Consider the following 25125-nt stretch of genomic DNA (forward strand, 5'->3'; position numbering starts at 1 on the left):
AAGCGTCATCCGACGTCCCCCTCCAGCGCCGCGCCCGCCGTCCCTCTCACGTGCCACCCCGCGTCGAACCCCGGGAAGAAGAGCGGCACGTCGACGTCGACGGTGGCCCTCATCACCGGGCCCGCCGGAGCGCAGCCGATGCCCGCGTCCTGCCAGGAGCCCGGCAGATGGCTGCTCCCGGCCGTCCGGCACGCGCCGCCGACGTCACCGTCGACCGCGTACGCCGCCGTCGCCGCACGCGCCGCCTCGTCCGCCGCGTTCCCGGCCAGCGAGTACGAGTAGCCGTACAGCACGCACTGCCACAGGATCGTCATGACGACCAGCAGGATCGGGAACATCCCGGCGAATTCCAGGGTCACCGCGCCCCGGTCGCCGCTCCTCCGGCGCAGCGCCGACGCCCCGCGGTCCGGGGAGGCCTTCCGGCGACGGCCGCCGCTCCCGCCCTCCTGGGCGACGACCAGTCCCAGTTCGCCCGCCAGTGCCCACAGCGCCTGTTTGACGGTGGAGCGGGCGTCCAGGTCCTGCAGACGCCCCGCGTCCACGACGGACTGGAGCTCCTTGAAGGCGGCGGGGACCGCGGAGTCGGCGACTTTGGTGCCGGTGACGCGCTGGACCAGCGAGGGCTGGATCTCCGTACCGCGGGCGAAGCGGTTGACGACCGTCGTCGTCTCCTCGGCCTTGCGGATCTGGAGGCGGTCCCACATGCGGACCATGCGTTTGGCGGCGCGGACGGCGACGACGTCCGGGGTGACGAGGAGCAGTGCCCGGTCCGCCATCTCCACGGCCGCCGCGGTGGCGGAGTTCATCTGGGAGCCGCAGTCGACGATCACGACGTCGTGGCGGGAGCGCAGGACCGACAGCACCTGGCGGGTCACCCGGTCGGTGACCTCCTCGCCGCGTTCGCCCTCGGCGGGGGCGAGCAGCAGGCCGACGCCGCTGTCGTGGAGGTAGACGGCGTCCTGGAGGACGCGCGGGTTGATGTCGCTGATCCCGGCCAGGTCGGCGACCGACCGGCGGAACTGCACGTCCAGGTACGAGGCGACGTCCCCGGACTGGAGGTCGAGGTCCACCAGTGCCACGTCCCGTCCCGACGCCTGCGACGCCAGGGCGATCTGGACCGCCGTCACGGTCGTGCCGACGCCGCCCTTCGCGCCGGTGACCGTGACGACGGTGCCGCCGGGACCGGTGTAGAGCTCGGGCGTACCGCTGCCGAGGTGGCGCCGCATGCCGAGCGACCACCCGGCCGCGGCCTGGACGCGTTCGGCGAGGGCGTCGTAGCCGAGCGGCAGGCCGATGATGCCGCGGGCGCCGGAGTCCATGGCGGCGGTGAGGACACCGGTGCTGGCGTCGGCCGTGATGAGGACGACGCCGACCGCCGGGAAGCGCAGCACCAGATCGCGGATGAGGTCCAACGCCGGTACGGGGCCGATGCGTTCGTGGACGAGGACGACTTCGGGCAGCTCGTCGAGCGACTCGGCCGCGAGCCGGGCGAGGGTGTCGAGGAGCGCGGTGGAGTCGGGGACGGGCGGGGCGGGTTCGGCGTCGGCGAGCTGGCTGAGCAGCGTGGTGAGCGCTCGGGCCGAGTCGATGTCGCCGACGGCCGGGAGGATTCGGATGGTCATCGGCACGGCCCCGTGGGCGTGGACCTCATGCGCGGCCTCCTACTTGTCCTGGTCGAGGGTGTACGTGCGCTCGCCGGGGGCGACGGTGGTGTCGGAGCCGCCCGCGACCAGGGCGAGCCGGACGTGGGTCGCGAAGGACTCGGCGTACGCGACGCGTTGGGCGTCGGCGGTGTCGAGCGCGAAGGTGATGGGGACGGCCTGGGTGGCGGTGCGGCTGCGTTCGGCGCTGGACTGGCCGGGGTCGAGGGCGGTGAGCTTGCCGACGTCGATGACGCGGGCGTTCGCCACGATGACCTTGGACTGGTCCTTCTGCTTGTCGTTCTCGGCCTTGAAGGTGGCGTAGATGTTGACCCGCGCCCCCGGGTCGATCTTCCCGGCGACGCCGGTCGCCGCGTCGATCATGATGGCGATCTCCTGCTGGCCGGCTTCCAGTGCGGGCCGGTCCACGATCATGTCGCTCTGGAGCAGGGAGCCCTTCTCCAGCTGGGTGACGGCGATCTTGCCGCGGATCCGGGAGAGGTCCGTGACGGCCGTGGAGGACAGCCAGCGCTCGGGCATCGAGATCTTCTGGAACTGGTCGGCCGACAGCTCCTTGTAGGGCGCGATGTCGTCCTTCAGGCGGTACGCCGAGACCTCCGGGCCGACCTTGGAGTTCACGTCGCGGATCACCGAGAGCACTCCGGCGAAGGCGCCCAGGGCGCACAGGACCGAGAGGACCAGCAGGATGACGCCGCGGCGCTGGCGTGAGTTCATGACGCGGACAACCTCGATCGTGGGGCGGGGACGGCGGGGTCGAGCGGTCGTGCCTGGTGCTGTTCAGGTGTTGGTCCGATGTCGCGGTGGAGCCGTGAAGCCCGCGAGCCGTGTTGCTGTGGAACCGTGGTGGCACGGAGCCGTGGTGCCGGAATCCGCGCATCCGACGCGTGGGATGTGACCTGTGCGGCTTATGTCATGCCCCGGGGCAGGGCACGCACTGGAGAGGATGCCCGCACCGCGGCGACCGGAAGCTCCGACGGCGGTGGCAGCGGCGCGGCACAGAAACCGCAGCGGTCACCGATGAGTTCGAGCCCGCACCAGTGGCACTCCTCCCGCCGGACGGACGACACGAGTTGGTAGAGCACGGAGACGTCGTACAGACCGGCGGCGAACTCGGCCAGCTTGGTGGTGCCCCACCAGCGCCCCGACTCCTCGGGCAGCGGCACGGTCGCGACGGCTTGTACGCGCCAGGCGGGCGCGAGGGTCGACGTGACCCAGTCCGAGGGCGGCTGACCGGTGGCCACCAGCAGCCGGGTGCCGAACTCGGGCCCGGCGATCTCGTCCTGCCCGATCCGCGCGAGCTGGGGCCGCGGAGTGGCCAGCACGGCGAACTGGGCGCCTGGCACCCATGACTTGGCGTGCGACTTCAGGGTCACCGGCACCCGGTCGAGCTTGGCGACCGAGCCGAGCAGGGCGCCGGCGTAGATGTAGTGGGCGAGCAGCCGGGCGGAGGAGGCGAGCACGCCCGGACTGAAGTCGCAGACCGACAGCTGGCGCAACTGCTGTGCGAGCAGGGCGAGTCCGAGAGGGGGCAGGTCGACGCCGAGCAGCGCGATCCGGTCGCTCTCCAGGACGGAGCGGACGGTGTGCAGGCGCCTGGTCACGGCCGCGTCGGCCGAGGCCGGATAGAGCGCGATGACGTACCCGTGCTGCTCGATGAGCGTATGCATTCCCGTGAGGGAGTCCTCGAGGGTGTCGAGGGGCTGGACGACCGCGGGCGGAGTCTGCCGGTCGTGCGGCGGCAGCACCAGGTCGGAACTGGTGACGGCTATCGCGGTCGGCACGCTGCACACACCCCGTTCGCCGCGGCGAGGTGGTCAACCACCGCCACGGATCGCCCCTGTTTCGTCATGGACCGCCACAGTTGGCCGCAGATCGTCACTGTGACGTCCTCTTGCATCAGCACCATATCCACGGCATGGCCCGCTCAACACCGAATCGACCAGATCATCTCACGGAAGGTGCGGGCATGATCAACGGAGAGTAAGACGAATACGCGACAACTCGCCCGCGCCAGAGGGGGGTTGGGATTTCCGGTCGCTCCCCGAGGTATTGACAACGAGATTGGTCTGGACCAACTTGTAATCCAGCGGTGGCCGCCGTTCCGTATCACTCCCCACCTCCCCGGAGGACCCAGTGGACCGCGTCACACGCATGCCCGCACGGAGATGGGCGGTCGGCCTGGCCACCGCAGTCACCGCCTCCGTCCTCTCCCTCACCGGCCTGGCGGGCCAGGCCCAGGCCGCCGACGTCAACAACGCCAAGAACGGCGGCTACGAGTCGGGCCTGAGCAACTGGACCTGTACCGCGGGCAGCGGTGCGACGGTGTCCTCACCGGTGCACGGGGGCTCGGCGGCGCTCAAGGCGACGCCCGCCGGGCAGGACAACGCCCAGTGCACCCAGTCCGTCAAGGTCAAGCCCAACTCGGCCTACACGCTGAGCGCCTGGGTGCAGGGCGGGTACTCCTACCTCGGCGTGACCGGCACGGGCACCACGGACGTGTCGACCTGGACCCCGGACTCCGCCTCCTGGAAGCAGCTCTCGACCACCTTCACCACCGGCGCCTCGACGACCTCGGTGACGGTCTACACCCACGGGTGGTACGGCCAGGCCGCCTACTACGCCGACGACCTCTCGGTCTTCGGCCCCGACGGCGGCGGAGGCGGCGACCCGGCCCCGACGGTCCCCGCGGCACCCGGTGGTCTGGCCGTCTCCTCCACCACCTCCTCCTCCGTCTCCCTGACCTGGAACACGGTGTCGGGCGCGACGGGTTACAACGTCTACCGGTCCGGCACGAAGGTGACGGCGGTGACCGGGACCTCGGCGACGGTGACCGGCCTGACGGCGTCCACCTCGTACCCCTTCCAGGTCACGGCGACCAACTCGGCGGGCGAGTCCACGAAGTCGGCGACGGTGACGGGGACGACGAGCGCGACCTCGGGCGGCGGCGGGGGCACCACGCTGCCGAAGCACGCCGTCACGGGCTACTGGCAGAACTTCAACAACGGCGCGACGGTCCAGAAGATCTCCGCCGTCCAGTCCCAGTACGACATCATCGCGGTGGCCTTCGCGGACGCGACCGGCACACCGGGCGCGGTGGGCTTCACCCTCGACTCGGCCGGCCTCGGCGGCTACACGGTCGACCAGTTCAAGGCGGACATCAAGGCCAAGCAGGCCGCGGGCAAGAAGGTCGTCATCTCCATCGGCGGACAGAACGGCACGGTGTCCATCAACGACCCGACGTCCGCGGCGAACTTCGCGAACTCCGTCTACTCCCTCATGCAGACGTACGGCTTCGACGGCGTCGACATCGACCTGGAGAACGGCCTCAACGCGACGTACATGACGCAGGCCCTGCGCTCCCTGTCGTCCAGGGCGGGCTCGTCCCTGATCATCACGATGGCCCCGCAGACGATCGACATGCAGTCCACCTCGAACGCCTATTTCCAGACCGCCCTGAACATCAAGGACATCCTCACGGTCGTCAACATGCAGTACTACAACAGCGGTTCGATGCTGGGCTGTGACGGCAAGGTGTACTCGCAGGGCTCGGTCGACTTCCTGACCGCCCTCGCCTGCATCCAGCTCCAGGGCGGCCTGGCCCCCTCGCAGGTGGGCCTGGGGCTCCCGGCCTCGACGAGCGGCGCGGGCAGCGGCTACGTCTCGCCGACGGTCGTGAACAACGCCCTCGACTGCCTCGCCAAGGGTACGAACTGCGGTTCCTTCAAGCCCTCCAAGACCTATCCGGACCTGCGCGGCGCGATGACCTGGTCGACGAACTGGGACGCGTCGGCGGGCAACGCGTGGTCGAACTCGGTGGGGGCGCACGTGCACGGGCTCGGCTGAGCCCGTACCTCCACCCGCCATCGGCACGAAGGGCGACCCCCCGCGGGGTCGCCCTTCCCGTTACCTCCGGTCCGGCACGGGAGGGGCGACCGGCCGGAATCCGGCCGGTCGCCCCTCCCGGCCCTTTGTCAACTCTTGACCTGCTCATGCCATGCCCTCACCATGAGCGCCACACCCGCACAGGCACGTCGCACTGATCCCACCCCCCAGCTCCACCCCCACATCCGGTGACCCCGGATTCCTGGAGAAGCAAGGAGACTTCATGCGACCTCCCACACGCGGCAGACGGGCCGCCGCTCTCGCCACCCTGCTGGCACTCGCCCTGGCGGTGCCCCTCACCGGCTCGGGAACCAGCGCCACGGCGACCGGGGCGAAAGCCCCCGCACCCTCGGCCGACGACATCCGCCAGTACGAGATCCACCAGAGCACCACCCCGGTGACCCGCACCGCCATCCAGCAGACCGGCGTCACCGTGGACGAGGCCGACGAGGAGAGCGTCGTCGTCTCGGGCCGCGCGGACCAGGCCGGGGAACTGCGCCGGCTCGGCTACGAGATCTCGCCGCTGGGCTCGGCCCCGAACCGTTCGAACGGCGCCGGCGATCTCCGCCTCCTCGACTTCCCCTCGGCCGACGCGAAGTACCACAACTACGCCGAGGCGAACGCGGAGATAGACCAGCGGCTCGCGGCCCACCCCGGCATCATGAGCAAGCGGGTGATCGGGAAGTCCTACCAGGGCCGGGACATCATCGCCGTCAAGGTCAGCGACAACGTGGCGACCGACGAGAACGAGCCCGAGGTCCTGCTCACCTTCCACCAGCACGCCCGCGAGCACCTGACCGTCGAGATGGCGCTGTACCTGCTGCGCGAGCTGGGAGCCGGCTACGGCAGTGACTCCCGGGTCACCAACATGGTGAACAACCGCGAGATCTGGATCGTCCCCGACCTCAACCCTGACGGCGGCGAGTACGACATCGCGACCGGGTCGTACCGCTCGTGGCGCAAGAACCGGCAGCCCAACAGCGGGAGTTCGTACGTCGGCACCGACCTCAACCGAAACTGGAACTACCGCTGGGGCTGCTGCGGCGGCTCGTCCGGGTCCACGTCCTCCGAGACCTACCGCGGCGGGTCCGCCGAGTCGGCGCCCGAGGTGAAGGTGGTCGCCGACTTCGTGCGCGGCCGGGTCGTCGGCGGCAAGCAGCAGATCAGGGCCGGGATCGACTTCCACACGTACAGCGAACTCGTGCTGTGGCCCTTCGGGTACACCACCGCCGACACCGCGACCGGCATGACCGCGGACGACGCCGCCGCGTTCAAGGCCGTCGGACGGAAGATGGCCGCGAGCAACGGGTACACGCCGGAGCAGTCCAGCGACCTTTACATCACGGACGGTTCGATCGACGACTATCTCTGGGGCACCCAGAAGATCTTCGACTTCACCTTCGAGATGTACCCGACGTCCAGCTCCGGCGGCGGGTTCTACCCGCCCGACGAGGTGATCGAGCGGGAGACCTCGCGCAACCGGGACGCCGTGCTCCAACTGCTGGAGAACGCGGACTGCATGTACCGGTCCATCGGCAAGGAAGCGCAGTACTGCGGCTGACCGGGACGGTCCGCCCGGGGGGAACCGCGCGACCACGTACGGCTGGTCGCGCGGTTCCGCCCGCGCCTACGGGGTTTCTTCGGCCGGGGCTTCCTCGGCCGGGGCGGCCTTCGCCGAAATGCCCTTGGCCGGGGTGGCCTTGACTGCGGCGTCCTCGGCCGAGGTGCCTTCGGCCGCAGCGTCCATGACCGCACTGTCCTTGGCCGAAGTGCCCTTGACCACAGCGTCCTTGGCCGGGATTCCCTCGACTCGGGCGTCCTCGACCGAAGTGTCTTCGGCCGAAGTGCCCTTGACCGAGGCGCCCTTGACCGAGGTGGCCTCCGTCCGGGCTCCCTCGACGCCCTCGGCGGAGGCGTCCTCGGCGGAGGCGTCCCCGTCCGGGGTGTCCTCCTCCGGGACGCCCTCCTCGAAGTAGGCGTCCAGCACCGCGTCGAGCTGCTCCTCCCACTCCTTGAAGCGTGCCCGGGCCGTCGCCTCGATCTCGATCGGGTACCAACGGCGGTCCGGGGTGTGCACCGTGATGGTGAACCGCTTCCCGAACCGGGGCGACTCCGTCTCCACGGCCCCGATCTCGTCCCAGCGGAACTCCGCCTCCTGGTCGTCCAGACGAAGGCGTACCCCGCCGTGGTCGGCCCTGATCGAGGCGCGCCGGTCGGATGCCTCGAAAACCGGTCCGTCGGGATCGGGTTCGGGGTCGGACTCGGGTCCGGAGTCGGCGTCCTCCTCGGACTTGGTGGGGGTCTCGGCGGAGACCTCCTTCTCGGGGGCGACGTCCTCGACAGCCGCCTCCTCGGACGCGGCCTCCTCGACGACCGCGCCCTTCGGCTCCGCCGCGGCGGGTGACGTGAGCCCGGGGATGTACGCCGGGTTCACCGCGGCGGCGTCCAGGGGCTGGCTCTTCGAACCTATGCGCTGCTCCACAGCGGGCAGTATGGTCGAAGATCCTGTGCCGGGCACAGCCAGCCCCTACTTAGCTACGCGGCTGTTATACGAACAGACTCACCACGGCGGCCACGGCGAACCCGGCGACGGACAGCACCGACTCCAGGACGGTCCAGGTCTTCAGCGTGTCCCGCTCGGTGATGCCGAAGTACTTGGCGACCATCCAGAAGCCGCCGTCGTTGACGTGCGAGGCGAAGATCGAGCCCGCCGAGATGGCCATGATGACCAGCGCGACGAACGCCTGGGAGTGGTCGCCCTCCGTCAGCAGCGGGGCCACGATGCCGGCCGTGGTGACGATGGCGACCGTGGCCGAGCCCTGGGCGACGCGCAGGACCAGGGAGATCAGATAGGCGAGGACGACCACCGGCAGGCCGACGTCGTTGAAGGTGTCGGAGAGCGCCTGGGCGACCCCGCTGCCCTTGAGGACCGCGCCGAAGACACCGCCCGCGCCGACCACGAGCAGGATGTTGCCGACCGGCTTGAGCGAGGCGGTCGACACCGTCTCCAGCGACTTGCGGGACCAGCCGCGCCGGATCCCGAGCAGGTAGTACGCCAGCAGCAGCGCGATCGTCAGGGCGACGAAGGGATGGCCGAAGAACTCGATGACCGAGCGGCCGGTGGAGGGGTCGAAGGCGATCGAGGAGAACGTCGCGAGCAGGATCAGCACCAGCGGCGTACCGATGATGCCCAGCACCGTGCCGAGCGGCACCGGCGCCTCCCGCGGCGTGACGCCTGCGGTCCGCTGCTCCTCGGCCAGCGCGGCCTTCGCCTCGTCGGCGGCCTCGACCATGTCCTGCGGTACGGGGACGAAGATCCGCTTGCCGACCCAGGCGGCCCAGGCCCAGGCGGCGAGCACGGCGGGGATGCCGCAGACGACGCCCATCAGGATGACCCAGCCGAGGTCGACGTGGAGCAGACCGGCGGCGGCCACCGGGCCCGGGTGCGGCGGCAGGAACGCGTGGGTCATGGACAGGCCGGCGAGCAGCGGCAGGCAGTACAGGAGGATCGACTTGCCGCCGCGCTTGGCCGCCGCGTACACGATCGGCGCGAGGACGAAGATGCCGACGTCGAAGAAGACCGGGATGCCGAAGATGAGGCCGGTGAGGCCCATGGCGAGCGGGGCGCGCTTCTCGCCGAAGATCTGGAGCAGCCGGGAGGCCAGTACCTCGGCCCCGCCGGAGACTTCGAGCACGGCGCCGAGCATGGTGCCGAGCCCGATGATGATCGCGATGTGGCCGAGGGTGCCGCCCATGCCGGACTCGATGAGCGAGACGGCGTCGGAGCGCTGGACGGTGCCGAAGAGTTCGGTGACGGAGAGACCGGCCGCGAGGCCGACGGCTATGGAGACCGCGAGCAGCGCGACGAACGGCTGCAGCCTGACCTTGATGATCAGGAAGAGGAGAAGCAGGATGCCGAGCGCGGCGACGGTGAGGAGGCCGGCGGTGCCGTGGATGAGCGCGATGAGTCCACCGGTGTGGGGTGGGGTCTCGGGAGCGGCGGCGGCGAGCAGGGACATCACGGGGGGACCTCGTAATTCCATGAGTCTTTCGGGGCAGGGGAAATCGCGGTGCGGCGCCCCGGGAGCGGGCGCCGCACCGTGACGACGTGCGGAGTGCGGGAGAAGGAGTGCGGGAGAAGGAGCCCCGAGGGAAGGGGGAGCGGGCGGGGCCCGGCGTCAGCTCAGGACGGCCAGCGCGTCGATCTCGATGAGGAGGCCCGCGGGCAGACCGACGTAGACGGTCGTGCGGGCGGCGGGGGGCGCGGTGAGGCCCTGCTCCTCGAAGTACGCGTTGTAGATCTGGTTCATCTCGGCGAAGTGGTCGACGTCGGTGAGGTAGACGCGGATCATCATCGCGTCGTCCCAGCCGGCGCCGCCCTCTTCGAGGATGGCCCGGACGTTGGCGAGGGTCTGGAGGGTCTGCTCGCGCAGGGTCGGGCCCGCGGGCGTCGGGGGCTCGCCCTCGACCGCGGGCAGGAAACCGACCTGCCCGGCGACCTGGAGGAGGTTGCCCTTCCTGACTCCGTGCGAGAACTTGGCGGGCGGGGTGGTGTGGGTCGTGGGGGTGAGGGCGGTCTTCTCGGTCATGGGGGTCCTTAGCTGGGGTCCTTCGGGGGCTTTCCGGAGTAGTCGCGGCTGATGGCGTCCGCCGTACGGCGCACCAGCGGGAGCAGGCTGAGGAGTTCCTCGGCGGTGACGACGACGTTGGGCGCGGAGACCGACATCGCGGCGGCGACCCGCCCGTCGGCACCCCGGACGGGCGCGGCGACGCAGTTGATGGACTCCTCGTGGCCACCGAGGTCGGTGGCCCAGCCCTGTCCGCGCACCGCCGCCAGCTCCTTCAGGAACGCGGGGGCGTTGGGGGTCGAACGGGCCGTGTACAGGGGGTAGTCGAGCTTCTCCGCGAGGGCGCGGCGCTCGGCCTCGGGCAGGTCGGCGAGGAGGAGCTTGGCGACCGCGGCGACGGTGATGGCGACGGGCTTGCCGATCCGGGAGTACATGCGCACGGGGTAGCGGCTCTCCACCTTGTCGATGTAGAGGACCTCGTCGTCCTCGTACACCGCGAGGTGGACGGTGTGCCCGCACTGCTCGTTGAGGCGTACGAGGTGGGGGTGGGCGATCTCCCGGATGTCGAGGTTCTCGACGGCCTCCTGGGCGAGGGCGAAGAGGCGGGCGCCGAGGCGGTAGCGCTGGTCGGACTGGCGGTGGACGAGGCCGTGCTCGTGCAGGGTGCGCAGGAGCCGGAGCGCCGTGGACTTGTGGACGCCGAGACGGTCGGCGACCTGGCCCAGGTCGGCGGGTCCCTCGGCGAGCAGCGGCAGGATGCTCAGCGCCCGGTCGACGGTCTGGCTCATGGGGTACGTACCTCCTCGTCGGCCCGCGTGACGGCTTCGGTCCAGCCGGGGCCGAGTCGAAGTGTCCCCCACGCCTCGTCGTCCAGAGCGGCCAGCCGGTCGGCGTGGTCGCGGGACGGCGGCGAGGCGAGGTCGCCGGCGACGGTGAGGGCGGCGGCGGCCGTGAGGTGGCCGTGCCGCAGCCGGTCCCTGGCGGGCAGGGCGCGCAGGGTGGCGGAGAGGAACCCGGCGGCGAAGGCGTCGCCGGCGCCGACGGGCGCGACGACGTCGACCCGGAGGGCGGGAACGCGGGTGACGGTGTCCGCGCGGGACCCGCCGGGGCCGGCGTCGCGCGCGCCGCCGGACTCGCCGCCGCTCCCGCGCTCGAACAGCGTCGCGCCTCCCGCGCCCTGTTTCACGACCAGGGCCCGGGGTTCGGGCAGTGCGGCGCGGACCGCGTCGGGGCCGCCGGTGACGCCCCAGGCCTCTTCCGCCTCGTCCTCGCCCACGAAGACGAGGTCGCTGCGGCGGGCCAGCTCCAGCAGGACGGTCCGGCCCGTCTCCGGGTGGCGCCAGAGGTGGGCCCGGTGGTTGACGTCGAACGAGACGAGGGGGCGGCCGGGGCGGGCGGCGGTCAGCTCGCGGAGCAGGGCCAGACAGTCGGCGGAGAGCGCGGCGGTGATGCCGGAGAGGTGCAGGACGCGTCCGGAGTCCAGTTCGGCGCGGGGGGTGTTGTCCGGGGACATCGCGGAGGCGGCGGAACCGGCCCGGTAGTAGAGGACCTCGTGGGCGTCCGTGGCGCGGTCGCCGGCGGTGCGGAAGTAGATCCCGGTGGGGCGGTGCGGGTCACGGCGTACGGCGGAGGTGTCGACGCCGTACGCCGTGATCGCCTCCACCAGGTGGTCGCCGAACCCGTCGTCCCCGACCCGGCCGATCCACTTCACGCGGTGTCCCGCGGCCGCGAGGACGCACGCCACGTTGGACTCGGCGCCGCCGATCCCCCGGTCGAAGGAGGGCACGTCGGCGAGCCGACCCGGCTCGGAGGGCAGGAACGTGACCATGGACTCGCCGAGTGCGACCACGTCGACGGCGCGGATGCCGTCGACCGGGCGGGACACTGCGGCTGCGGGTCCGTTGGGGGTCACGATGACGGGGGCTCCTTGCTCGCGCGGCTCTCGCGGTCAACGGCACCGTTGACCCTGCGTTGGCTGGGATGTTAGACAGCAGTTAGCGACATACGCAATGACCGTTGCAGTGAGTGCAACGCACCTCATCAGGGAGGCCCCATGGGCGCCGACACCGCCGCAGCACGCCTCACCGCCCTCGCGGCGGACTGTGTGGACCACCGCTTCAAGGGACTGCCCCCCGACGCCCGGGGTCTGACCGTCGGCGAACTGACCGCCCAGCGCCGCAACCTCTTCACCGACGGCTTCACCACCCCCGTGCTCGCCCTCTCCGCCGAGCGCCTCACCCACAATCTCGCCCTGATGGAGTCGTACGCCGCCCGCCACGGTCTCGCCTTCGCCCCGCACGGCAAGACCTCGATGGCCCCGCAGCTCTTCCACCGGCAGATCGAGCACGGCGCCTGGGGCATCACCCTCGCCGTGCCCCACCAGGTCTGGGTGGCGCGGGAGTTCGGCGTCCAACGGGTCTTCCTCGCCAACGAACTCGTCGACGCGGCGGCCCTGCGCCGGATCGCGGCCGAGCTCACCGCCGACCCGGACTTCCGCTTCGTCTGTTACGTCGACTCGGTGCGCGGTGTCGAGCTGATGGCCGCCGCGCTGCACGGCTCCGCCCGTCCGGTGGACGTGGTCGTCGAACTCGCGGCCGGCGAGGGGGCCCGCACCGGCGTGCGTACGGAGGCGGAGTGCGCGGCGGTCGCGGACGCGGTCGCCGCGACGCCGACGCTGCGGCTGGTCGGTGTCGCGGGGTACGAGGGCGAGGTGCCGGAGGCCGACCCCGCCCGGGTGCACGCGTGGCTGGGGCGGCTGACCGCCCTCGCGGTGGACTTCGACAAGGCGGGCCGGTTCGCCGGGGTGGAGGAGGTCGTCGTCAGCGCGGGCGGCAGCGCCTGGTTCGACGCGGTGGCCGACGTCTTCGCGGAGATCCCCGAACTCTCCCGCCCCGTCCTGAAGTTGCTGCGCTCGGGCGCGTACGTCTCGCACGACGACGGTCACTACCGCCGGCTGACCCCGTTCGCCCGGGTCCCCGAGGAGGGCGCCCTGCACCCGGCGTTCCGCCTCTGGTCGCAGGTCGTCTCCCGGCCCTCCCCCGAGCAGGCCTTCGTCAACGCGGGCAAGCGGGACGCGGCCTACGACCTCGATCTGCCCGAGGCCCAGGTGATCCGGCGGGACGGCCGTGAGCGCCCGGCCGAAGGGGTCGCCGTCACCGGTCTCTCGGACCAGCACGGGTGGCTGACCACGTCGGCCGGGGCGGACCTGGAGGTCGGGGACTGGGTGGGGCTGGGACTGTCGCACCCGTGCACGTCCTTCGACAAGTGGCAGCTGATCCCGGTGGTGGAGGCGGACGGGACCGTCGTGGACTACGTACGGACGTTCTTCTAGGACCGGCACGGGAAAGGACGCACGCCATGATGGATCTCGTCATCCGTGACGCGGAGGTCGTCGACGGCACCTCCGGGCCCTCGTACCGCGCCGACGTGGGGATCGAGGGCGGCAGGATCACCACGGTGCTCAAGGAGGGAGCGGCGGCCGGCTGTCTGCGGCCGGTCGCCCGCCGGGTCCTGGACGCCGAGGGCCTGGTCCTGGCGCCCGGTTTCATCGACATGCACGCCCACAGCGACCTGGCCCTGCTCCGCGACCCGGAGCACACCGCCAAGGCGGCCCAGGGCGTGACCCTCGAAGTCATCGGCCAGGACGGACTGTCGTACGCGCCGGTGGACGACCGCACCCTCGCCGAGGTCCGCAGGACGATCACCGGCTGGAACGGGTACGGCGACGACATCGACTTCGGCTGGCGCTCGGTCGGCGAGTACCTGGACCGCCTCGACCACGGTTTCGGCGGCGAGGGCATCGCGGTGAACGCCGCGTACCTGATCCCGCAGGGCACCGTCCGCATGCTCGCCGTCGGCTGGGAGGACCGCCCGGCGACGGACCGCGAGCTCGACCGCATGCGGCGGCTGGTCGCCGAGGGCCTGCGGGAGGGCGCCGTCGGCATGTCCTCCGGTCTCACCTACACCCCGGGCATGTACGCCCGGGACGCCGAACTCACCGAGCTGTGCCGGGTGGTGGCCGAGCACGGCGGCTACTACTGCCCGCACCACCGCTCGTACGGGGCGGGCGCCCTGGAGGCCTACGAGGAGATGGTGGCCCTCACCCGCGAGGCCGGCTGCCCGCTCCATCTCGCCCACGCCACCATGAACTTCGGGGTGAACGAGGGCCGGGCGCCCGAGCTGCTCGCGCTCCTGGACCGCGCGCTCGCCGAGGGCGCGGACATCAGCCTCGACACGTATCCCTACACCCCCGGCTGCACCACGCTCGTGGCGATGCTGCCGAGCTGGGCGGGCGAGGGCGGCCCCGAGGCGGTCCTCGCGCGGCTGGCCGACGACGGGAGCGCCGAGCGCATCCGGCACCACATGGAGGTCGTCGGCGCGGACGGCTGCCACGGCGTCCCCATCGAGTGGGACACCATCGAGATCTCCGGCGTCACCGATCCGGCGCTCGCGGAGTACGTCGGCAGCACGGTCCGGCAGTCCGCCGACCGGCTCGGCGAGGAGCCCTGGACCACCGCCCGCCGCATCCTGCTCGACGACCGGCTGGGCGCCACGATCCTCCAGCACGTCGGCCACGAGGAGAACGTGCGCGCCATCATGCGGCACCGCGCGCACACCGGCGGCTCGGACGGGATCCTGCGCGGCGACAAGCCGCACCCGCGCGCCTACGGCACGTTCCCGCAGTATCTCGGCCGGTACGTACGGGAGTTGGGCGTGCTCTCGCTGGAGGAGTGCGTCGCCCATCTGACCGGACGCCCGGCCGCCCGGCTGCGGCTTCCGGACCGCGGCCTGGTCCGCGAGGGCTACCGCGCCGACCTCGTCCTGTTCGACCCGGCCACGGTCGCGGCCGGGTCGACGTTCGAGGCACCGCGCACGCTCCCGACCGGCATCCCGTACGTGCTGGTCGACGGCCGCTTCGTGATCGAGGACGGTCGGCGCACGGACGTCCTGGCGGGGCGGGCGGTCCGCCGCACGGCCTGACCGCCCGCCCCGCGGGACTCACGGCTTGGGCAGGACACACCCGGTGGCGTTCAGGTCGAGCTGGTTGCCCGCCCCGAAGCACGGCACGATCTGGTACGTCTCCTCGGCGTAGTTGATGCCCTGGCGGACGGTGACGTTGCCGCTCGCGTCGACCTCGCACGGGTTGTTCACCGTGCAGCGCCCGCCGTCCTCGTTGCCGGTGTTGTTGACGGCGACGACCTTGCCGGTGGCGTTGTCGATGACGGGCGAGCCCGAGGTGCCCCCGATGGTGTTGCAGGCGGAGGTGTAGCGGACCGAGTCCTTCCAGGTCCAGCCGCCCTCCTTCAGGCGGTACACGAACCCGTCGACGTTGCAGCTGTAGGTGCGCTTCCAGTAACCGGAGACGACCTTGATGGCGGTGCCCGCGGTGGGGTGCGCGTCGCTGAGAGTGAGCGCGCTGATCCCGTACGAGCTCCTGATCTGCGCGTAGGTGCGGGTGAGCTGGTAGATCGTGATGTCGGTGTCGGTCATCGTCGAGTACGCGACCTTGTTCGCGCGCAGTGTCGCGACGCCCGTCCCCGCGGAGTTGAGCAGCGTGAAGGAGCGCGTGGAGGTCTGGCCGACGATGACCTCGCCCGGGTCCGGGAAGCCCGTCTCCAGGCAGTGGCCGTTGGACAGCACGAGCGCGGGGTCGCTGTCGGCGGAGCCGGGCATCCGGATGACGGAGCCGGAGCAGTTGCTGAGCGCGACCGTGCCGGCGTAGGTCACGGCCTGGACGGCGGGCGCCTTCACGGCGGGCGCGTGGGCGGCGGACGACCGGGCGGCCGACGACGGGGTGCCGGACGTCCGGGCGGCCGGTGCGGACGCGGGTGCGTGTCCGGATGTGGCCGCGGGTGCCGCGACCGCGGGTGCCACGCCCGCCCCGGCGATCACCAGGGCGAAGAACGCGGCGACGAGAGGCTTTCTCATGTGGGGGTCCCCTCTTGCGACTTGGGCGGCCGGAGGTCTTCCGGCCGTCGCCAGTTTTGTCATGCGCATTGTGAGGTGAGGGGACGCAACGGACAAGGAGTCGTTTCCGGCCTCGGACGGACACCGGAGGAACCGCGTGGCAGCGGTCGCCGACCCGTTCGGCGTAACCGCGGGGGCCGGCCGGGAACAGCCCTCCCACACCCCCGCACCGGCCGTTACGCCAGGGACACGGACACGTACTCCGGGGTCAGCGGGGTCCAGGGCACGACACGGGACGAAAGGCACCCAAAACACCACGTCTCACGTGGTGGAAAACACGCCCCGCGATGCGTTACGCGGCCGTAAGCTCGCGGACATGCAGGTGATCCAGTCGACCAAGCTCGCCAACGTCTGTTACGAGATCCGGGGCCCGGTGCTCGAGGAGGCGATGCGGCTGGAAGCCGCGGGGCACCGGATCCTCAAGCTGAACACCGGCAATCCGGCCGCCTTCGGGTTCGAGTGCCCGCCGGAGATCCTGGAGGACATCCTCCGCAACGTCTCCTCGGCGCACGGCTACGGCGACGCCAAGGGACTGCTCGCCGCCCGCCGCGCCGTCGTCATGCACAACCAGACCCTCGGCATCGAGACGGACGTCGAGCACGTCTTCATCGGCAACGGCGTGTCCGAGCTGATCGTGATGGCGATGCAGGGCCTGCTCGACGACGGCGACGAGGTGCTCGTACCGGCACCGGACTACCCGCTGTGGACCGCGGCCGTGTCCCTGTCCGGCGGCACCGCCGTCCACTACCACTGCGACGAGCAGTCCGACTGGATGCCCGACCTCGCGGACGTGGAGCGGAAGGTCACCGACCGCACCAAGGCGATCGTCATCATCAACCCGAACAACCCGACGGGCGCGGTGTACGACGAGGCGATGCTGCGCGGGCTCACCGACATCGCCCGCCGCCACAACCTGCTCGTCTGCTCGGACGAGATCTACGACAAGATCCTCTACGACGGCGCGACGCACACCCCCACCTCCTCGGTCGCCCCCGACCTGCTCACCCTCACCTTCAACGGCATGTCGAAGGCCTACCGGGTGGCCGGCTACCGCGTCGGCTGGATGTCGATCTCGGGCCCCCGCGCCCACGCCGACTCGTACATCGAGGGCCTGACGATCCTCGCGAACATGCGTCTGTGCGCGAACATGCCGGGCCAGCACGGCGTGGTCGCCGCGCTGAGCGGCCGGCAGACCATCGGCGACCTGGTCCTGCCGGGCGGGCGACTGAAGGAGCAGCGGGACGTCGCCTACGAGCTGCTGACCCAGATCCCGGGGGTGAGCTGCGTGAAGCCGAAGGGCGCGCTGTACCTCTTCCCTCGGCTCGACCCGAAGGTCTTCAAGATCAAGGACGACCGGCAGATGGTGCTCGACCTGCTGCGCCGCGAGAAGATCATGGTCGTCCAGGGAACGGGCTTCAACTGGCCGGAACCGGACCACTTCCGGGTGGTCACGCTGCCGACCGTGGGCGATCTGACCGACGCGGTGACCCGGATCGGCACCTTCCTGGACGGTTACAGCCAGCCCTGAACCTCACCGTGCGTGCCCGCCGCGTCCAGATGCGCGACCTGGCTCAACTTTAGACGAAATCCAAGCTAGGATGGCTTCCTGCGAGCGCACAGGAGGCCGTCCCATGTACGAACCGATCCGCACCCAGTCGGTCCACACGGTGACCGGCACGCCCTCGGACTTCCCCCACCGGTCGCGCGAGGAGGAGCTGGACATCCAGCTCGCCGGGCATCTCGCGGCCCTGCTCGCGGTGACGGACGAGATCCGCGCGCTCGCGCCCTCCGGAGACCTGGACACCGCGGCCGCGCGGCTCACCGAGCAGGTGGCGCGGCTGCGAGGAGGCATCTCACCGGTGCGCGCGTCCACCGCCCCCGAGTCGCGCGCCGCAGCCCTCCACCAGCGCGCCCACGCCCTCGCCGGACGCGCCCTCGTCGTCGCCGCCTCCCGCGCGGACACGGCGGCCGCGATCCTGGCCGCCGAGCGCATGGACGCCCACGCCCTGGCCACCGGCCCCCGCGCCCTCGCCGCCCACTGAGCCCGGCGCTCCCCCGCACGGCCCCGGTCCGCGTGCACCCGCAGCGACGCGCGGACCGGGTGCCACACACCCCGCCCGTCAGCCGGCGGCGCTCCCCCGCGGCCCGCTACCGCCGGACGTCCGGCGCCGGAGGCCCCGCCCGCGCGTTCGCCGAGGCGCCGGGCGACGCTCCCCGGTGACGCCCCGCACCGCGGGAGGCGACTATTCCGGTTGCATACCGGGATAGCTCGGTCACTCCCCGTTCACCCGGAGCCTCCGGGAACGTTGGATTCCGGGAGCATTCTCCTCGGTGTGAGACGCATCGTGGGAATCGTCCTGGCGGCCTTGCTGATCGGCGGCGTGGCAGCAGCCGTCGTAGCGGGCCGCGAAGGTCAGGACACGGGCACGGCAACGAAGACCGTGCACGGAGTGATCGGTTCGGAGAAGGCGGAGTTCTTCGCCGACCCCGACGTGGTGAAGGCCCTCGCCGCCAAGGGCTACACCGTGAAGACGGAGACCTCCGGGTCCTGGGCCATGGAGGGCCTGGACCTCAAGGGGTACGACTTCGCCTTCCCCTCGAGCCAGGCCCCGGCCGACGAGCTCGCCGCCAAGTACCACGCGCGGCAGCCCCTGCCGCGCCCGTTCTACTCGCCCCTTGTGGTCGTCGCCCACCGCAGCGCCGCCGAGGTGCTCGCGGCGAACGGACTCGCGACCCTCGGCAAGGGATCCGGCACGCTCAGGATGGCCGCGTACCTCAAGGCCGCCGAGCACGACCGGACCTGGCAACAGCTCAAGGGGGCCGGGGCGCACGGAGAACTGACCGGCACGCTCTACATCGCCACCACCGACCCCGCCACCTCCAACTCCGGCGCGCTCTACCTAGCCGCCGCCTCGTACGTCGCCGACGGCGGCCGGGTCGCCGCGGACACCGCCGCCGTCACCCGCACCGCGCCCCTCATGCGCAAGCTCATCAGCGTCCAGGGTGCCCAGCAGACCAGCACCGACGCCGCGTTCAGGGACTTCGTCAGCGGCGCCGGGAACCCGCTCGTGCTCGTGTACGAGTCGCAGGTCGCCGCACTGCTCGCCCAGGGCCAGGACGTCGGTGACCTCACCGTCCTGTACCCGGACACCACCGCGAACAGCGACCACACCGTCGTACCGCTGACGGAGGCGGGCCGCGCGCTCGGTGAACTCCTCAGCAGCGACCCGGCCCTGCGCAGGCTGGCCGTCACACACGGGTTCCGGCCGCAGGGCGCGAGCGCGGAGTTCACGGCGGCTACCGCCGCCCACACCACCTATCTCAACCAGAATCTGACCGGCGTCCGGCAGGCGCCCGTGCCCGCCTCCGCGGTGCTGCACGAGATGGCACGCCGGGCGAAGGGCCAGGGGGGAAGCACATCATGAGCATCGAGGACACGTTCACCCTCACGCCGCCCGAGGCCGTCGCGCCCGTGCCCCGTGAGAAGGCCGGCGGGCTCGTCCCCGTCGACCCGTCCGTGCAGGACGAGATGGCACGCCGGGCCGCCGAGTACATCGGCGGACTCGCTTCCCTCGACGCCCGTTCACCCGAGTTCGCCGGCAAGGTCGGGGAGATCGCCGGCCTCGGCGCGAGCGAGATGCGGGGGGCCGCCGCGCAGTCCAACCGCATGCTGGAGCGCACGCTGCGCAGCCTGCCCTCGAAGGGCGAGGACGCGCAGTCCCACGTCGCGGGCTCGCTCGTCGAACTCCGGCGCGTGGTCGAGGATCTGGACCCGCGAGACCTGTCCGCGGGCAAGGGACGCAAGCTCCTGTCGCGGCTGCCGGGCGGCAACAGGCTGCGTGACCACGTCGCCAAGTACGCCTCGTCGCAGGCCACCTTGAACAAGATCGTGGGCTCGCTGCGCGGTGGCCAGGACGAACTGCGGCGCGACAACGCGGCGTTGCAGACCGAGCGGGTCCGGCTCTGGGAGACGATGGGCAAGCTCCAGGAGTACGTGGTGCTGACCCAGGCCCTGGACACGGCCGTCGAGGAGCACATCACGGGCGTCGACGCCGCCGACCCGGCACAGGCCGACACCCTCCGCTCCGACGTCCTCTTCCCGGTCCGCCAGAAGCACCAGGACCTGCTGACCCAGCTCGCGGTGTGCGCGCAGGGCTATCTGGCCATGGACGTGGTCCGGCGCAACAACGACGAACTCATCAAGGGCGTCGACCGCGCCGCCACCACCACGGTCTCCGCCCTGCGCATCTCCGTGATGCTCGCCTCCGCCCTCGACAACCAGCGCAAGGTCGTCGACCAGGTCAACGCGTTGCGCGGCACCACGGAGGAACTGATCCGCGGCAACGCCGAGATGCTCGCCACGCAGAGCGGCGAGATCCAGCGCATCGCCGCCGACCCGGCCGTCGGCGCGGAGACCCTCCGTACCGCCTTCCAGCAGATCTACCGCACCCTCGACGCCATCGACACCTACAAGGTCCAGGCCACCGAGTCGATGGCGGCGACCGTGGAGTCCCTCACCTCGGAACTCCAGCAGGCGAGCGTCTACCTGGAGCGCAGCAGGTCGCGGGGCGCCCTGGACGGAGGTACCGCGTGAGACGCGTACGAGGTACCAGGCCACGCATGACCGCTCTCGCCGTGCTCGCACTGCTGACGGCGTGCACGTCACACCCGCGGCAGGAGCAGCAGCCCGGAAGGAACGCGCCCGAACCGGGCACCTTGCGCATCCTCGCCTCCAGCGAACTCGGCGACATGCGACCGGTGCTGGAACAGGTCCGCAAGGACACCGGCATCACGGTCCGCCCCACCTATCTGGGCACCCTCGCCGCCGTCGACCTGCTCGCGCGCGGCAAGGTGGACGGCTCCTACGACGCGCTGTGGCTGTCGTCCAACGACTATCTGCGGCTGCGGCCCGACGCGGCGAGGAAGGTCGTCTCGGAGACGCCGGTCATGTCGAGCCCGGTGGCCATCGGGGTGAAGCCGGCCACCGTACGGGCTCTGGGCTGGAAGCCGGACGACGTCACCTGGCCGCAGGTGGAGAAGGCGGTGGCGGAGGGCCGGCTGACGTACGGCATGACCGATCCCGCCCGCTCCAACTCCGGTTTCTCCACCCTGATCTCGGTCGCCTCCGGTCTGTCCGGAGCGCAGTCGGCGCTCACCGACGCGGACGTGGACAGGGCGACCCCGCGCCTCAAGGAGTTCTTCAAGGGACAGAAGCTGACCTCGGGTTCCTCCGGATGGCTGGCGAGCGCGTACCGGCGCCGCGGCACCGTGGACGCCCTGCTCAACTACGAGTCCGTCCTCAAGGGGATGAAGGACCTGACGGTCATCCGGCCGCGCGACGGCGTCGTGACGGCCGACTACCCGCTCTCCTCGCTCGCCGCCACGGACCGGGGCACCCGGGAGACCGTGCGCCGTCTCGCCGAGGCGCTGCGCACCCCGGCCGTCCAGCGGCTCATCACCGAGCGCACCCTGCGCCGTCCGGTGGTCCCCTCGGTCGCCCCTGCGGCCGGCCTCGACACGAGCAGACGGCGCGAACTCCCCTTCCCCGGCAGCCGGTCCGTCGCCGACCGGCTCCTCGACGCGTACGAGAACCAACTCCGCCGGCCCTCCCGGACCGTGTACGTCCTCGACACCTCCGGCTCGATGCGCGGCAGCCGGCTCGACCGGCTGAAGAAGGCCCTCACCTCGCTGACGGGGGACTTCCGCGAACGCGAGGAGGTGACGCTGATGCCGTTCGGGTCGGACGTGAAGAGCGTCCGCACGCACCTGGTGCGGCCCGCGGACCCGGGGGCCGGACTGGACGGCATCCGGGCGGACACCCGGGCGCTGAGCGCCTCCGGCGACACCGCGATCTACACCTCGCTGGAGAAGGCGTACGAGCATCTGGGGACCGACGACGACACGTTCACGTCGATCGTGCTGATGACCGACGGCGAGAACACGACCGGGGCGAAGGCCGGGCACTTCGACGGCTTCTACCGCGAACTGTCCGGCGCGCAGCGGGAGATCCCCGTCTTCCCGATCCTCTTCGGCGACTCCGACCGGAACGAGTTGGGGCACATCGCCGATCTGACCGGCGGCCGCCTCTTCGACGCCCGCAAGGGTTCGCTCGACGGCGCCTTCGAGGAGATCCGTGGCTACCAATAGATTCCTGGGCTATCTGGAGTCCCGGAAGAACCTGGCGGGCAGCGCCTGCGGGATCGGTGGGCTGGCGCTGACCTTCACGGGGCTGGCGGGAGCGTACTGGCCCGTGGTCGTCGCGGGTCTGTACGGCGCGGGCGCGCTGATCGCACCGCCGGAGCGCCCGCCGCTGCCGGACTTCCCCGACCCGTCCGCGCAACTGGAGGAACTGCGGGCCGACTTCGCCACCCTGCGGGTGTACCTGGACGGTGTCGAGCTGCCTCCGGCAGCCGCGGGCCGGCTCACCGAACTGGGCGAACTCCTGGCGGCGCTGCTGGATCCCGGCTGGGTCGCCGAGGTCCTCGCGCGTGACCCGGAGGGCGTCCACGCGCTGTCCCGCGCCGTGCGGCAGGACATCCCCGAGGCCGTCGACACCTTCGTACGGACCCGGTGGTGGACCCGGCTCACGCCCGGCACGGAGCCGCCGGAGCGGCATCTGGAGCGGCAGCTCACCCTGCTGTACGAGGAGGCCGACCGGCTGGCGGCGGTCCTGCGGGAGGCCGAGGCGCGCCGCCAGGAGACGCACACGCGCTACCTGGAGGACCGGGGCCGCTCCTCGCAGTGACCCGCCCGCCCTCCGCGGTGACCTGCCCGGCGCGGGCGGTCCGCCGCACCCCGCAGGGGCCCCGCACACGGTCGTGCGGAGCCCCTGCGGGGTGCTGCCACCGCGGCCGGCCCTGGCGACGTCGCAGGTCAGGGCAAGTCCGGCCGGCCGCGGAGCGGGTGGGGGCGCCGAGGGCACGCCGGCCTCCTCCCGCCGGGCGGGTGCCGTCCGGCGGGAAGGGGCGGGCGCGACGCGGTGCCGCCGCGCCTCGACGGGCGGAGGTCCGCCCGCCGCGGCACTAGCCCAGGCGCTGCACCAGCGCCCGGTATTCGTCCCACAGTTCCTTCGGTGTGTGCTCGCCGAAGGTGTTGAGGTGCTCGGGCACGAGCGCGGCCTCCTCGCGCCACACCTCCTTGTCGACGCTGAGCAGGAAGTCGAGCTCCGACTCGGACAGGTCGAGTCCCTTGGTGTCCAGGGCGCCCTTGGCCGGCAGGACGCCGATGGGGGTCTCGACACCCTCGGCACGGCCGTCGAGACGGTCCACGATCCACTTCAGGACACGGCTGTTCTCGCCGAAGCCGGGCCACACGAACTTGCCCGCGTCGTTCTTGCGGAACCAGTTCACGTAGTAGATCTTCGGGAGCTTCGCCTGGTCCTTGTCCTTGGCGACGTCGATCCAGTGCCCCATGTAGTCGCCCATGTTGTAGCCACAGAACGGCAGCATGGCGAACGGGTCGCGGCGCAGTTCACCGACCTTGCCCTCGGCGGCGGCGGTCTTCTCGGAGGCGACGTTCGCGCCGAGGAAGACTCCGTGGTTCCAGTCGAAGGACTCCGTCACCAGCGGGACGGCCGTGGCGCGGCGCCCGCCGAAGAGGATCGCCGAGATCGGCACGCCCCGGGGGTCCTCCCACTCGGGCGCGATGATCGGGCACTGGTCGGCGGGGACGGTGAAGCGGGCGTTGGGGTGGGCGGCCGGGGTGCCGGACTCCGGCGTCCAGTCGTTGCCCTTCCAGTCGGTGAGATGGGCGGGAGTCTCCTCCGTCATCCCCTCCCACCAGATGTCGTTGTCGTCGGTCAGCGCGACGTTGGTGAAGACGGAGTTTCCCCAGAGCGTCTTCATCGCGTTGGCGTTGGTGTGCTCGCCGGTGCCGGGCGCGACGCCGAAGAAACCGGCCTCGGGATTGATCGCGTACAGCCGGCCGTCCTCGCCGAACCGCATCCAGGCGATGTCGTCACCGATGGTCTCGACCGTCCAGCCGGAGACGGTGGGCTCCAGCATGGCGAGGTTGGTCTTGCCGCACGCGCTCGGAAAGGCCGCGGCGACGTACTTGGAGCCGCCCTGCGGCGGGGTCAGCTTCAGGATGAGCATGTGCTCGGCGAGCCAGCCCTCGTCCCGTGCCATGACAGAGGCTATGCGCAGGGCGTAGCACTTCTTGCCGAGCAGCGCGTTGCCGCCGTAGCCCGACCCGTACGACCAGATCTCGCGGGTCTCCGGGAAGTGCGAGATGTACTTCGTGGAGTTGCACGGCCACGGCACGTCCGCCTCGCCCTCGGCGAGCGGCGCCCCGAGCGTGTGCACGGCACGCACGAAGAAGCCGTCGGTGCCGAGCTCGTCCAGGACGGGCTGTCCCATGCGGGTCATGGTGCGCATGGAGACGGCGACGTAGGCGGAGTCGGTGATCTCCACGCCGATCGCGGAGAGGTCGGAGCCGAGGGGGCCCATGCAGAACGGGACGACGTACATCGTCCGGCCCTTCATCGAGCCGCGGAAGACGCCCCCTTCGCCGGTGAAGATCTCGCGCATCTCCGCGGGCGCCTTCCAGTGGTTGGTCGGGCCCGCGTCCTCCTCCTTCTCGGAGCAGATGAACGTACGGTCCTCGACCCGCGCGACATCGGTCGGGTCGGAGGCGGCGTAGTAGGAATTGGGGCGCTTGATCGGGTCGAGCTTCTTGAAGGTGCCCTTCCGCACGAGCTCCTCGCTCAGTCGCTCGTACTCGGCCTCGGATCCGTCACACCAGACCACGCTGTCCGGCTGCGTCAGTTCGGCGATCTCGTTGACCCACGAGATCAGGTCCTTGTGCTGGGTGGGAACGGTGGAGGGAGCCGCGATGTCGCGCGCCACGATTGCTCCTAGATGAGGGGTTTTGTTTGTTGTGCCCCTTGGGGGCTGCGACCCGGATGCTTCACGGTGAGGGAACCCTGGCGCTCATCCGGTGCCGACCGCACTCATTTGATCATCCGACTCATCCGCCCATCTGTCCAGAGGGCCTCACACCTGAGCGGAGTGAGCATCGCCACGTGTACCCACGCTTCTTTGCGTCCA

20 protein-coding genes are annotated in these 25125 nt (G+C 71.2%); 10 read left to right on the forward strand and 10 right to left on the reverse strand.

The features are described from left to right. Nucleotides 1-5 precede the first annotated feature (5 nt). The 3 genes from GFH48_RS15655 to GFH48_RS15665 form a co-directional block, all read right to left on the reverse strand. Nucleotides 6-1622 carry an AAA family ATPase gene (locus tag GFH48_RS15655; protein WP_153288873.1) on the reverse strand — a complete coding sequence of 539 codons (1617 nt, stop codon included), beginning with the start codon at nt 1620-1622 and terminating at the stop codon, nt 6-8. A gap of 39 nt (nt 1623-1661) precedes the next feature. Then, nucleotides 1662-2375 (reverse strand): Flp pilus assembly protein CpaB, encoded by a 714-nt coding sequence (cpaB, locus tag GFH48_RS15660; RefSeq protein ID WP_153288874.1) that lies wholly within the window; start codon nt 2373-2375, stop codon nt 1662-1664. 191 nt (nt 2376-2566) lie between these two features. After that, nucleotides 2567-3442 carry a hypothetical protein gene (locus GFH48_RS15665; RefSeq protein WP_153288875.1) on the reverse strand — a complete coding sequence of 292 codons (876 nt, stop codon included), beginning with the start codon at nt 3440-3442 and terminating at the stop codon, nt 2567-2569. A 370-nt stretch (nt 3443-3812) separates the two neighbouring features. Between GFH48_RS15665 and GFH48_RS15670 the strand changes: the two genes are divergently transcribed. Next, the gene (locus tag GFH48_RS15670; RefSeq protein ID WP_153288876.1) at nt 3813-5504 is read left to right on the forward strand and encodes a chitinase; all 1692 of its coding nucleotides are present in this window, start codon (nt 3813-3815) and stop codon (nt 5502-5504) included. A 262-nt stretch (nt 5505-5766) separates the two neighbouring features. Then, complete coding sequence (locus GFH48_RS15675; RefSeq protein ID WP_153288877.1) at nt 5767-7104, forward strand: M14 family metallopeptidase; 1338 nt, start codon at nt 5767-5769, stop codon at nt 7102-7104. 66 nt (nt 7105-7170) lie between these two features. On the opposite strand, the gene GFH48_RS40125 is transcribed toward GFH48_RS15675, so the two are convergent. From GFH48_RS40125 to GFH48_RS15700, 5 genes are all read right to left on the reverse strand, one after another. Then, entirely contained in the window at nt 7171-8025 is an 855-nt protein-coding gene (locus tag GFH48_RS40125; RefSeq protein WP_407698636.1) for a hypothetical protein, read from the reverse strand. Nucleotides 8026-8089: 64 nt separating this feature from the next. Beyond that, nucleotides 8090-9562, reverse strand: coding sequence for a GntP family permease (locus tag GFH48_RS15685; protein ID WP_153288878.1), 1473 nt, complete (start codon nt 9560-9562; stop codon nt 8090-8092). Between the two features lie 159 nt (nt 9563-9721). Further along, nucleotides 9722-10132, reverse strand: coding sequence for a RidA family protein (locus GFH48_RS15690; RefSeq protein WP_153288879.1), 411 nt, complete (start codon nt 10130-10132; stop codon nt 9722-9724). Nucleotides 10133-10140: 8 nt separating this feature from the next. Then, nucleotides 10141-10899, reverse strand: coding sequence for an IclR family transcriptional regulator (locus GFH48_RS15695; RefSeq protein WP_153288880.1), 759 nt, complete (start codon nt 10897-10899; stop codon nt 10141-10143). Then, entirely contained in the window at nt 10896-12023 is a 1128-nt protein-coding gene (locus GFH48_RS15700; RefSeq protein WP_228120594.1) for a sugar kinase, read from the reverse strand. Before GFH48_RS15700 ends, GFH48_RS15695 begins: the two co-directional genes overlap by 4 nt. A 141-nt stretch (nt 12024-12164) precedes the next feature. Here GFH48_RS15700 and GFH48_RS15705 point away from each other — a divergent pair, with 141 nt between their 5' ends. Then, a complete protein-coding gene (locus GFH48_RS15705) occupies nt 12165-13442 on the forward strand; it encodes an amino acid deaminase (protein WP_153288881.1) in 1278 nt (425 codons plus the stop codon). A 26-nt stretch (nt 13443-13468) separates the two neighbouring features. Next, complete coding sequence (locus GFH48_RS15710) at nt 13469-15091, forward strand: N-acyl-D-amino-acid deacylase family protein (protein WP_228120596.1); 1623 nt, start codon at nt 13469-13471, stop codon at nt 15089-15091. 18 nt (nt 15092-15109) lie between these two features. Here GFH48_RS15710 and GFH48_RS15715 read toward each other — a convergent pair whose 3' ends face one another. Continuing rightward, complete coding sequence (locus GFH48_RS15715; protein WP_153288882.1) at nt 15110-16039, reverse strand: S1 family peptidase; 930 nt, start codon at nt 16037-16039, stop codon at nt 15110-15112. 355 nt (nt 16040-16394) lie between these two features. Between GFH48_RS15715 and GFH48_RS15720 the strand changes: the two genes are divergently transcribed. From GFH48_RS15720 to GFH48_RS15745, 6 genes are all read left to right on the forward strand, one after another. Next, nucleotides 16395-17606, forward strand: a complete 1212-nt coding sequence (locus tag GFH48_RS15720; RefSeq protein WP_153288883.1) for a pyridoxal phosphate-dependent aminotransferase — start codon at nt 16395-16397, stop codon at nt 17604-17606. A gap of 103 nt (nt 17607-17709) precedes the next feature. After that, on the forward strand, nt 17710-18120 hold the full coding sequence (locus GFH48_RS15725) for an SCO4983 family protein (RefSeq protein ID WP_153288884.1): 411 nt from the start codon (nt 17710-17712) through the stop codon (nt 18118-18120). A gap of 291 nt (nt 18121-18411) precedes the next feature. Beyond that, complete coding sequence (locus GFH48_RS15730) at nt 18412-19503, forward strand: substrate-binding domain-containing protein (RefSeq protein ID WP_153288885.1); 1092 nt, start codon at nt 18412-18414, stop codon at nt 19501-19503. Continuing rightward, nucleotides 19500-20672 (forward strand): toxic anion resistance protein, encoded by a 1173-nt coding sequence (locus tag GFH48_RS15735; RefSeq protein ID WP_153288886.1) that lies wholly within the window; start codon nt 19500-19502, stop codon nt 20670-20672. Before GFH48_RS15730 ends, GFH48_RS15735 begins: the two co-directional genes overlap by 4 nt. A gap of 26 nt (nt 20673-20698) precedes the next feature. Further along, nucleotides 20699-22225, forward strand: a complete 1527-nt coding sequence (locus GFH48_RS15740; RefSeq protein ID WP_153288887.1) for a substrate-binding and vWA domain-containing protein — start codon at nt 20699-20701, stop codon at nt 22223-22225. Beyond that, a complete protein-coding gene (locus tag GFH48_RS15745; protein WP_194280597.1) occupies nt 22212-22823 on the forward strand; it encodes a hypothetical protein in 612 nt (203 codons plus the stop codon). Before GFH48_RS15740 ends, GFH48_RS15745 begins: the two co-directional genes overlap by 14 nt. A 277-nt stretch (nt 22824-23100) precedes the next feature. On the opposite strand, the gene GFH48_RS15750 is transcribed toward GFH48_RS15745, so the two are convergent. Then, nucleotides 23101-24924 (reverse strand): phosphoenolpyruvate carboxykinase (GTP), encoded by a 1824-nt coding sequence (locus GFH48_RS15750; protein ID WP_153288888.1) that lies wholly within the window; start codon nt 24922-24924, stop codon nt 23101-23103. Nucleotides 24925-25125: the final 201 nt, after the last annotated feature.

The organism is Streptomyces fagopyri (assembly GCF_009498275.1).
Lineage (GTDB): Bacteria > Actinomycetota > Actinomycetes > Streptomycetales > Streptomycetaceae > Streptomyces > Streptomyces fagopyri.